Genomic DNA, 10,510 nt, shown 5'->3' on the forward strand with positions numbered 1-10,510 from the left:
CCCTTTAAACAAGCTCTTTTTCATATGGTAATACGGTATCCGGGTAAATTTCGGTTGGATAACGTCCTGTAAAGCAAGCTAAACATTGACCGCAGTTAGGTTCTGAGTTCGAACGGCCGATCCCCTCCATCAATCCCTCAACGGAAATGAAAGCTAATGAATCTGCTCCGATAATTTCACGGATCTCATCAACCGAATGTTTAGACGCAATCAACTCTGCTCGTTCTGACGTATCAATTCCGTAGTAGCACGGATGCGCGATCGGCGGTGCGGTAATCCTTACATGGACCTCTGTAGCGCCAGCGGCACGCAGCATTTTTACGATACGGCGACTTGTTGTACCACGAACGATCGAGTCATCCACCATCACAACACGCTTGCCTTCAACAATTCCACGAACCGGCGAAAGCTTCATCTTTACACCTAATTCACGCAGTTCCTGTGACGGCTGAATAAACGTTCTTCCCACATAGCGGTTTTTGATCAAACCGATCTCATAAGGGATTCCGGATGCTTCTGCATAACCGATCGCTGCTGAGATACTTGAATCAGGAACTCCTGTTACTACATCTGCTTCAATTGGCGCTTCTTCAAACATCTTTTTCCCAAGGCTTTTACGTGCGGCATGAACGTTGATTCCTTCAATATTGCTGTCAGGTCTTGAAAAATATATATATTCCATCGAACACATTGAGCGCTGTACAGACGTTGAAAAACGGTCCACCGTTAATCCATCTTCGTTAATGATCAGCAATTCTCCAGGCTGCACGTCACGCACGTATGTTGCACCGATCACATCGAATGCACATGTCTCAGAGGCAACCACATAAGCGTCTCCTAACATGCCTAATGACAATGGGCGCAAACCGTTAGGATCTAAGGCAACCATCATTTCGTTCTCTGTCATGACTAAAAACGCATAAGCCCCTTTTAACATCGTCAGTGCGTTCTGTACCTTTTCTTTCAACGAAAAATAACCGCTGCGCTTAATGAGATGGGCAAGAACCTCTGTGTCAGATGTCGTTTGAAAAATGCTTCCTTGTGACTCCAGCTGATGTTTTAACGCATTCGCATTTACAAGATTTCCGTTATGAGCTAACGCTAAAGAACTTGTTTGAGAACGGAACAACAGCGGCTGCACATTCGCTAGCTCGTTACCGCCAGCGGTAGAATACCGGACATGGCCAATTGCACCATGTCCTATGAGACCTTCTATTTCACCTTTGCTAAACACATCGTTCACAAGACCGCTGCCTTTATGAATGCGTAAACGCTCTCCATCCGTTACAACGATCCCTGCTCCTTCTTGCCCGCGGTGCTGCAGGCTATGAAGGCCATAATATGTTAACTGTGCGGCATCCGGGTGTCCCCAGATACCAAATACACCGCATTCTTCGTTTAAGCCTTTGATGTCAGCAAGCATGGAATGGCCCCTTTCCAGGCATCCTGCAGTTCCTGGAGCGTACAGGATAATAACTCTTCACCCTGTTCATTATCGATCGCAAGACCGCTCTCAGAACGTACAAAACCTATGATTTTTGCGTCTTTCACAATCTGTTGAAACTCATCTTGATGTTCAGGTTTTACAGTAACTAAGAATCGGGATTGTGATTCTCCGAAAAGACTTCCGATCGGCTCGTCTGTTAATGTCACGCTCGCCCCAACTTTACCGTCCATAACAGACTCAGCAAGCGCTACAGAAAGTCCTCCTTCTGCAACGTCATGCGCAGATGCGATCAACCCTTTTTGAATAGCTGCTAAAAGCTCACGCTGTCTCGTTTCTTCCACTTCAAGATCGATATGAGGTGCTTTACCAAAGATGCGTCCTTCTTTCATCTTCTGAAGCTCACTTCCGCCAAATTCAGCTTTGCTTTCACCGATCAGATAGATGATGTCTCCCGCTTCTTTAAAGCTTTGCGTCACGATATTCTTCGTGTCTTCAATCAGCCCGACCATACCGATAACTGGCGTTGGATAAACAGCTATTCCGTTTGTTTCGTTATAAAGCGATACGTTCCCGCCGATAACAGGAGTTGCAAGCTTGTTGCATGCCGCACTCATGCCGTCAGCTGATTTTTCAAGCTGCCAGAAGATCTCAGGCTTTTCCGGGTTTCCGTAGTTTAGGCAGTCCGTAACAGCAAGTGGCTGTGCACCGGAACATACCAGGTTACGAGCCGCTTCTGCTACCGCAATCTTTCCGCCCACTTCAGGGTCTAAGTAAAGATAGCGAGAATTACAATCCGTTGTCATCGCAAGAGCCTTTTTCGTCCCTCTGATTCTTACAACAGCTGCGTCAGATCCTGGCGCAACAACTGTATTCGTGCGCACCATATAGTCATATTGGTTGTAAACCCATTCTTTGCTCGCAATCGTCGGTTGCTCTAGTAAAGATAGCAGCGTAGATTTGAAGCTCGTAATCTCAGGGATATAATCTTCTTGTGCTTGGAATTCTCCGTAATAAGCCGGTTCTTTTGAAGGCTTATGATAAACTGGTGCATCCTCTGCAAGAGCATCTACCGGTACATCTGCTACAATCTCACCTTGATGAGTGAGGCGCAGTACTTGTTCTTCAATAACCGTACCAACCGTTACACAATCGAGATCCCATTTCGCAAAAATCTTTTCAACTTCATGCTCACGGCCTTTTTCAACAACTAAAAGCATACGCTCCTGTGACTCAGAAAGCATCATTTCATAAGCCGTCATGCCTGTTTCACGCTGTGGAATAAGGTCAAGGTTCATCTCGATTCCCATTCCAGCTTTACTTGCCATCTCAGCAGACGAGCTTGTTAGACCTGCCGCCCCCATATCCTGAATCCCAACAAGAGCATCACAGTTATGAATCAGTTCCAGGCACGCTTCCATTACGAGCTTTTCCATGAACGGATCGCCAACTTGAACCGCTGGACGTTTTTCTTCTGACGCTTCCGACAGCTCTTCAGATGCAAACGTTGCACCGTGAATGCCGTCGCGGCCCGTTTTAGCCCCTACGTACATGACAGAGTTTCCAGCACCTTTTGCTTGGCCCTTCTTAATATCTTTGTGGTCGATTAACCCGACACACATTGCATTTACTAACGGGTTGCCTTCGTATGATGGATCAAATTGAACTTCTCCGCCAACAGTCGGGATACCGATACAGTTTCCATAGCCTGCGATTCCTGCTACTACCTGCTCAAATAAATACTTAACACGTGGTGACTCTAATTCACCAAAACGAAGAGAATTCAGCATCGCGATTGGACGCGCTCCCATTGAGAAAACGTCACGGATGATTCCGCCAACACCGGTTGCAGCACCTTGGTAAGGTTCAATCGCTGATGGATGGTTGTGAGATTCAATCTTAAATACAACCGCCTGACCGTCACCGATATCCACGATACCAGCACCTTCACCAGGACCTTGAAGCACACGCTCTCCTTTTGTAGGGAACTTGCTTAACACAGGTTTTGAGTTTTTATAGGAACAGTGCTCACTCCACATAACAGAGAACAATCCTGTTTCCGTCCAGTTTGGAAGTCTTCCAATAATCTTTTCTACTAATTCAAACTCTGAATCACTTAAGCCCATTTCACGGTACAGTTTCTGTTCTTTAATTTGAGAACTTGTTGGTTCAAGTTGCAGCGACATAGCGTTCCCTCCAGCTCTTCACGATTGATTGAAATAATTTCAGTCCATCCTTGCTTCCTAACAGCTCATCAACAGCGCGTTCCGGGTGCGGCATCATCCCAAGCACATTGCCCTCTTTGTTTGTAATTCCGGCAATATCCTCAACAGATCCGTTCGGATTCTCCGCATATGTGAAAACGATCTGATTGTTCTGTTTCAATGCTTTTAACGTCTCTTCATCGCAATAATAGTTACCTTCACCATGTGCAACTGGAACAGAGATCACTTCACCTTTTTCATATTGAGTAGTAAACATTGTTCCTGCGTTCTCAACCACTAGCTCTTCCGGCTGGCAGATAAATTTCAGCGACTCGTTGCGGCGCATAGCCCCTGGCAAGAGACCTGTCTCTAATAAAATCTGAAATCCGTTACAAACACCAAGAACCGGCTTTCCTTCTTTAGCTGCTTTTACAACCTCACTCATCACGTTTGAAAACTGTGCGATTGCCCCTGAGCGTAAATAGTCCCCATAAGAGAAACCGCCAGGCAATAAAATACCGTCAAATTTACTTAAGTCTGATGCATCATGCCAAACGTATTCAGCATCCATGCCAAGCTCGTCTTTTACTGCATGATACATATCTGTGTCACAGTTCGATCCTGGAAAAACGATTACTGCAAACTTCACTGTGCGACAACCTCCTCCACCTCATACCGGTAGTCCTCGATCACCGGATTGGATAAAAGTTTAGAACACATTGCCACGATTTTCTCATCTAGATCATAGTTCCCTTTTTGAAGCGTCAGCTCCAGATACTTACCGATACGTACGTCTTCAACCTCTGACTGTCCCATCTTATGAAGCGAATGCATAACTGCCTTTCCTTGCGGGTCCAATACACTCTCTCTTAGCGTTACATAAACTTTTACTTTGTACATGATAGGCCTCCTAGACGTTTTAAAATAGTTTCATAAGCATCTGTTAAACTTCCAAGTTCACGGCGGAACACATCTTTATCAAGCTTCTCGTTCGTTTCTGCATCCCATAAACGGCATGTGTCAGGGGAGATCTCGTCAGCTAAAAGCAGCTGTCCATCTTTGTCTATCCCAAACTCAAGCTTAAAATCTACAAGCTTTACATTCTTTTGAGCGAAATACGACGTCAACACTTCATTGATTTGAAAAGCTTGCTCTGAAATCTTTTCGAGCTGCTCTCTTGTTGCAATATTCATGATATCAATGTGATCTTCGTTAATAAGCGGATCACCAAGGTCATCATTTTTGAAGTAAAATTCTAAAATGGTCTTTGGCAGGATCTGCCCTTCAGGAATTCCTGTACGCTTTGATAGTGAACCAGCAGCGATATTGCGCACGACCACTTCTAAAGGAATGATGGTCACCTTCTTTACGAGCTGTTCGGTTTCAGAAACTCGTTTTACAAAGTGGGATTCAATGCCTTTATCTTTAAGTAACTCGAACAAAATTGAAGAAATTTCGTTATTCAGTCTGCCTTTTCCCTCGATTTCTGCTTTTTTCTCCCCGTTAAAAGCAGTAGCGGAATCTTTATAGCTCACCCAAACCACATCTTCTTCTGTCGTGCGGTAAATTCTTTTCGCTTTTCCTTCATACAGCTGCTCTAGCTTCTCCATTCTGACCCCTCCGTTATTTGAAGATTCCTAATGTTCAATCTTTTAAAAAAGGCAAAGAGAAAGAGAGCTCACAATATCACTCTCTTTTTAGTTGAAGTACTTCTAATAAGCTTTTTAGCAATTACTGTTGTTTTTGGAAGTGGTTGATTTCCGTTCCAGATGCTCGCTTTCCGGGGGGCGTGCGGTGAGCCTCCTAGCGCTCTGCGCTTTTAGGAGTCTCACCTGGCCCACTCGTCCCCCAGGAGTCTCGCATCTTGCACTTCAATCAACTTTCAATGAAGTCTTTTAAAAACAACAATCTTTAAAGATCCTTCTTGTAAAATCCTTTAAAGTCCTAATCTATCGAAGATCGTATCTACGTGTGACAGATGGTAACTGTAATCAAAGCATTCAGAGATTTCTTCAGGTGTTAATTTATCCGTAATTTTCGGTTCAGCTTCTACTAATGTTCTAAACTGGACGCCTTCTTCCCACGCTTGCATCGCTTTTGGCTGCACCGTGTCATACGCTTCTTCACGAGCCATACCTTTGTCGATTAGTTTTAATAGAACGCGCTGTGAGTAAATTAAGCCATAAGTGCGATCCATGTTGCGCTTCATGTTCTCTGGGAATACTGTTAAGTTTTTGATGATGTTTCCAAAACGGTTCAGCATATAGTTAAGTGCGATCGTCGCATCCGGCAGAATCACACGTTCAGCAGATGAATGCGAGATGTCACGCTCATGCCAAAGGGAGACATTCTCGTAAGCCGTCATCATGTAGCCGCGGATCACACGAGCAAGTCCTGTCATGTTCTCAGATCCGATCGGGTTACGCTTATGCGGCATTGCAGAAGATCCTTTTTGACCTTTAGCAAAGAACTCTTCCACTTCACGCGTTTCACTCTTTTGAAGTCCGCGAACTTCTGTTGCAAACTTCTCGATGCTTGTCGCGATCAAAGCGAGCGTTGACATATAGTGTGCATGACGGTCACGCTGCAGCGTCTGTGTAGAGATCGGTGAAGCCTCTAATCCGAGCTTTTCACACACATATTTTTCAACGAATGGATCGATGTTGGCATATGTTCCAACTGCTCCAGAGATCTTTCCGAAACGAACGGTGTCAGACGCTTGCTTAAAGCGTTCCACGTTACGTTTCATTTCTTCGTACCATAGAGCAAGCTTTAATCCGAATGTTGTCGGCTCTGCGTGTACACCATGAGTACGTCCCATCATAACTGTGTACTTATGCTCTTTTGCTTTTTCTTCTAAAATCTCAACGAAACGATCCAAGTCTTTTGCTAAGATGTCATTCGCTTGTTTTAAAAGATAAGAAAGTGCTGTATCCACAACGTCTGTTGAAGTCAGGCCGTAATGAACCCATTTGCGTTCTTCGCCGAGTGTCTCAGAAACGGCTCTTGTAAAAGCTACAACATCATGGCGCGTCTCTTCCTCGATCTCTAGGATTCGGTTGATATCAAACGACGCATTTTCACGAAGCTTCATCACGTCTCCCTTTGGGATTTCACCAAGTTCTGCCCAAGCTTCACATGCTAAAATCTCAACTTCAAGCCACGCTTGATATTTGTTTTCATCCGTCCAAATGGCTCCCATCTCTGGGCGTGTATAACGTTCAATCATTGTTGTACCTCCGTCTTCTTTCTCACTAAAAATACTTCAGACACTTTCTCGGCTTTTTCGAGTGCTTCTTCAATCGTATCGCCTAAAACCGTAATGTGCCCCATCTTACGTTTCGCTTTTGCTTCTTTTTTTCCGTACAGGTGCAGTTTCGCTTCTCCTAATTTTCCTATCTCTCTTAACACGGTCTCATGATGTTCCCCTAAAAGGTTGATCATCACGGCCGGCTTTATTAAATCAGTATTCCCTAGCGGCCAGTTGCAAACGGCACGCACATGCTGATCAAACTGTGACGTTTCACATGCTTCAATCGTATAATGCCCCGAGTTATGCGGCCTTGGCGCTAATTCGTTTACATAGAGGCTGCCGTCTTTTGCGACGAACATTTCTACGGCAAGCGTGCCAACAAGCTCCAGTTCCGTTGCGATTGACCCCGCTAAGAGCTTTGCTTGTTCAGCGGTTTTTGTTGTGATTCGGGCCGGTGCTATCGTTTTGTGCAGGATGTTGTCTCTATGAATATTCTCTGCTATCGGAAACGATTTAACCTCGCCGCTTACACTTCTTGTTAAAATAACCGAGATCTCTTTTTCGAACTCCACCCAAGCTTCCAGCACACAATCTGTTTCTTTTTCTAAGAGTGATGCTGCTTTTTCTATATCGCGTTCCTGTCTGATCACGACCTGGCCTTTTCCGTCATAACCGCCCCGGCACGTTTTTAGAACCGATGGATATCCTAGATGCTGCAGTGCTTCCTGAAGCATTTCTTCATTTGAAACGGGCATGTACGGCGCTACGGGCACCCCGGATTTTACGAGCGTTTCTTTTTCTTTTAAACGGTGCTGCGTAACAGATAGGAGACGGCTTCCCTGCGGCAAGTACGCATTCTCCTCAAGCCAGTTCGCGCTTACTGCATCAATGTTCTCAAACTCATAGGTGACAACATCACTTATTGCTGCAAGGTTCTGAATGCCTTCGCGGTCCTCGTACCCAGCTGCAATCTGATGATCAGCCACTTGACCGCATGGTGAATCTTCAGCAGGTTCTAAAACTACAACCCGCAATCCCATCTCCCTTGCGCTGAGTGCCATCATGCGTCCAAGCTGTCCGCCGCCTAAAATTCCGATTGTCTGCTGTGGTTTGATCGTTTTATACAAGCTGCTCACTACTTTCAATCGCCATCTCTTCTGCATTCGCCCGGCGTTGTTTAAGTCGCTGTCTTACTCCTTCGTCACGTACGGCTACCATTTGTGCGGCTAAGAGTCCTGCATTCGCTGCACCTGCTTTTCCGATGGCTACTGTTGCTACCGGAACACCTTTTGGCATTTGAACAATCGATAAAAGTGAATCCAGACCGTTAAGCGCTTTTGATTGAACCGGTACGCCAATTACAGGGAGAATGGTTTTTGCTGCAACCATGCCTGGCAGATGTGCTGCACCACCAGCTCCTGCGATGATGACTTCGATTCCTCTTTGTTCTGCTTCTTCTGCATATTGAAACATAAGATCTGGTGTACGGTGAGCTGAAACTACCTTTTTCTCATAAGCTACATCAAGTTCTTCTAAAATATCGCACGCTTCTTTCATTGTCTCCCAATCTGAAACACTTCCCATGATAACTCCTACTTTAGCCATGGCAGCCTCCTTATTGTCAGAAAAAATAAAAAAGTCCAGTTTGTATGCTTCTCCCTAAATATGAGAGAAAGCAGCCAACTGGACTTACAGATCCGATAAAAAATAAACAGAAAGATGCTTCCCCTCATAGTCTGATGAAATATACGGTCATCAGGTAGAGACTTACGGGCCATATTCCCGAAATTATATGAGGGCTTTATTCTTCTGGTTTTATTGTAGCAATGGTTGTTTTCATTTGTCAACAAAAATCGAACATTTAAGGTTAGAAAAGTTTTAATGTTCGTGTTTTGGTGTTAATCGATTCGTTTTCCTTCAAAAACGATTCGTTGTTCCTTTACTTCTGGTTCCATCCTGCCGTTTCGTTTTACCTCATGAAACACAGGCTCCTCCATTCTCCTCACTGGTGTATAGCCTTCCTTTGCCATACGATCCAGACAATCAGAGATCGTTTCTCCTGATTCAACAGAAAACTTCTTTTTAGAAGGCTTCTTGTCCATCTGTTACCTCCTGATGCCCTTAACCCAAAATCCGCCATGGAATGCCTTTGGTTCATGTGAGATAATAAACGCCTTTGGATCAAGCTCTTTTACCGTTGTATATAAATTACTTTCCGATTTACGTGATGTTAAGATCTCCATCATTAAACGTTGGCCTTCTCTGCCTTCTGCAAGCCAGTTCGTAACACCATATCCTTTGTTGCGAAGTTCATTTGGCAAACCGCCCTGAAGATCTGTCGTGATTACATTAACAGTAGTATAACCAAGTGCCAGCTTTTCCTCAATCTTCATTCCGACAAGCACACCGATTCCGTAACCGACTGCATAAGCAATCAGATTCTGGATCTCGTTGAGATTGTCTAGAACAAGGCCTAGCCCCACTACATAGATAATAACTTCAAACACACTAATAAAGGCAGCCAGATACCTTTGTCCTTTAAGCGTCAAAATCATTCTGATCGTAAAGAAAGATACATAAACGATATTAATTAATAAAATAATTCCTACCATTACTAAAGCGTTATCTAACATGATGGCACCTCCCCAAGGTGAAAAATACTTCGTTAAGAATAACACTTTTTGGACGAGTTGAAAACTGGAGAATTGATGCAAAAGAAGCGTAGTTTTGGATAGGAAGTTTGGCGGTGGCCAAACAACATTTAATTTGTTTGAGTTGAGACTCGGCTGATGCCAAGCTTCCTTTTGAGAATGTTTAAAACTCAGGAATTAGGGTGGGACATTGGCGAAGATTTATAAATCTTTTTGAGGACTTATAAACTTCGGTGAAGACTTATAAAAATTTTTGAAGACTTATATATTAATTTGAAGACTTATTAATGTTAAGGAAGGTAAATTTGGCTTTTCCTGCTTTCATAAAAACCCAGTATTTATATCCTGAATGTACTGTTTTTCACTTACAATTGAATCAAAAGTTTGTTTTTCAAGCTCTTCATTAATAAAAAGGAATAGCACAGATCAATTTTTTAACAATATAAGTTCATTTATGTTTCGCAGGTGACAAGTAACCATTTTAATATATAAAAAAAGATGGAACGAACACGATGTTCGTCCCACCTTCTTTGCCTAGCGACGTCCTACTCTTACAGGGGGAGACCCCCAACTACCATCGGCGCTGAAGAGCTTAACTTCCGTGTTCGGTATGGGAACGGGTGTGACCTCTTCGCCATCATCACTAGACCTAAGTTTTTTGATAAGCATCGAATCTCTTCGTCAGCTTTGTTCCTCCGGTACTCACGTATGTGTAATACGCTCCGTTCCTCTAGAACTTCACTTCCTCGACCTTCTCGCTTCTGAAAAAACTTTTCTTTTTTAGAGAGTATGTTCTCTCAAAACTAGATACGACGTTTCCAAACTTCATGCTTTTTAAGGATAAGCCCTCGACCGATTAGTATCTGTCAGCTCCACGTGTCGCCACGCTTCCACACCAGACCTATCAACCTCATCATCTCTAAGGGGTCTTACTCACTTAACGTGATGGGAAATCTCA

Annotated in this window: 10 protein-coding genes, 2 rRNA genes and 1 riboswitch; all 12 genes read right to left on the reverse strand. The window is 44.0% G+C overall.

Annotated features, from left to right (window positions below; translation table 11 throughout):
* Positions 1-4 precede the first annotated feature (4 nt).
* Positions 5-1,423, reverse strand: a complete 1,419-nt coding sequence (purF, locus tag M3196_RS16375) for an amidophosphoribosyltransferase (protein WP_251323385.1) — start codon at positions 1,421-1,423, stop codon at positions 5-7.
* A complete protein-coding gene (gene purL / locus M3196_RS16380) occupies positions 1,399-3,630 on the reverse strand; it encodes a phosphoribosylformylglycinamidine synthase subunit PurL (protein WP_251323386.1) in 2,232 nt (743 codons plus the stop codon). The genes purF and purL overlap by 25 nt, the downstream gene beginning before the upstream one ends.
* Positions 3,614-4,297 (reverse strand): phosphoribosylformylglycinamidine synthase subunit PurQ, encoded by a 684-nt coding sequence (purQ, locus tag M3196_RS16385; RefSeq protein WP_251323387.1) that lies wholly within the window; start codon positions 4,295-4,297, stop codon positions 3,614-3,616. Before purQ ends, purL begins: the two co-directional genes overlap by 17 nt.
* Positions 4,294-4,548 carry a phosphoribosylformylglycinamidine synthase subunit PurS gene (gene purS / locus M3196_RS16390; protein ID WP_251323388.1) on the reverse strand — a complete coding sequence of 85 codons (255 nt, stop codon included), beginning with the start codon at positions 4,546-4,548 and terminating at the stop codon, positions 4,294-4,296. The genes purQ and purS overlap by 4 nt, the downstream gene beginning before the upstream one ends.
* Positions 4,536-5,258, reverse strand: a complete 723-nt coding sequence (purC, locus tag M3196_RS16395) for a phosphoribosylaminoimidazolesuccinocarboxamide synthase (RefSeq protein ID WP_251323389.1) — start codon at positions 5,256-5,258, stop codon at positions 4,536-4,538. The genes purS and purC overlap by 13 nt, the downstream gene beginning before the upstream one ends.
* 326 nt (positions 5,259-5,584) lie before the next feature.
* Positions 5,585-6,877 carry an adenylosuccinate lyase gene (purB, locus tag M3196_RS16400; RefSeq protein WP_251323390.1) on the reverse strand — a complete coding sequence of 431 codons (1,293 nt, stop codon included), beginning with the start codon at positions 6,875-6,877 and terminating at the stop codon, positions 5,585-5,587.
* The gene (purK, locus tag M3196_RS16405) at positions 6,874-8,028 is read right to left on the reverse strand and encodes a 5-(carboxyamino)imidazole ribonucleotide synthase (RefSeq protein WP_251323408.1); all 1,155 of its coding nucleotides are present in this window, start codon (positions 8,026-8,028) and stop codon (positions 6,874-6,876) included. Before purK ends, purB begins: the two co-directional genes overlap by 4 nt.
* Positions 8,021-8,506, reverse strand: a complete 486-nt coding sequence (gene purE / locus M3196_RS16410) for a 5-(carboxyamino)imidazole ribonucleotide mutase (protein ID WP_251323391.1) — start codon at positions 8,504-8,506, stop codon at positions 8,021-8,023. Before purE ends, purK begins: the two co-directional genes overlap by 8 nt.
* Before the next feature lie 107 nt (positions 8,507-8,613).
* Positions 8,614-8,717, reverse strand: a riboswitch (purine riboswitch).
* 82 nt (positions 8,718-8,799) lie between these two features.
* Complete coding sequence (locus M3196_RS16415) at positions 8,800-9,003, reverse strand: NETI motif-containing protein (RefSeq protein ID WP_251323392.1); 204 nt, start codon at positions 9,001-9,003, stop codon at positions 8,800-8,802.
* Positions 9,004-9,006: 3 nt separating this feature from the next.
* On the reverse strand, positions 9,007-9,534 hold the full coding sequence (locus M3196_RS16420) for a DUF2179 domain-containing protein (RefSeq protein ID WP_251323393.1): 528 nt from the start codon (positions 9,532-9,534) through the stop codon (positions 9,007-9,009).
* A gap of 550 nt (positions 9,535-10,084) precedes the next feature.
* Positions 10,085-10,200 (reverse strand): 5S ribosomal RNA (rrf, locus tag M3196_RS16425).
* A gap of 188 nt (positions 10,201-10,388) precedes the next feature.
* Positions 10,389-10,510, reverse strand: a 23S ribosomal RNA gene (locus M3196_RS16430); the annotation flags it as partial.

Origin of the sequence: Fictibacillus nanhaiensis (assembly GCF_023715445.1) — a bacterium.
Taxonomy (GTDB): Bacteria; Bacillota; Bacilli; order Bacillales; family Fictibacillaceae; genus Fictibacillus; species Fictibacillus nanhaiensis_D.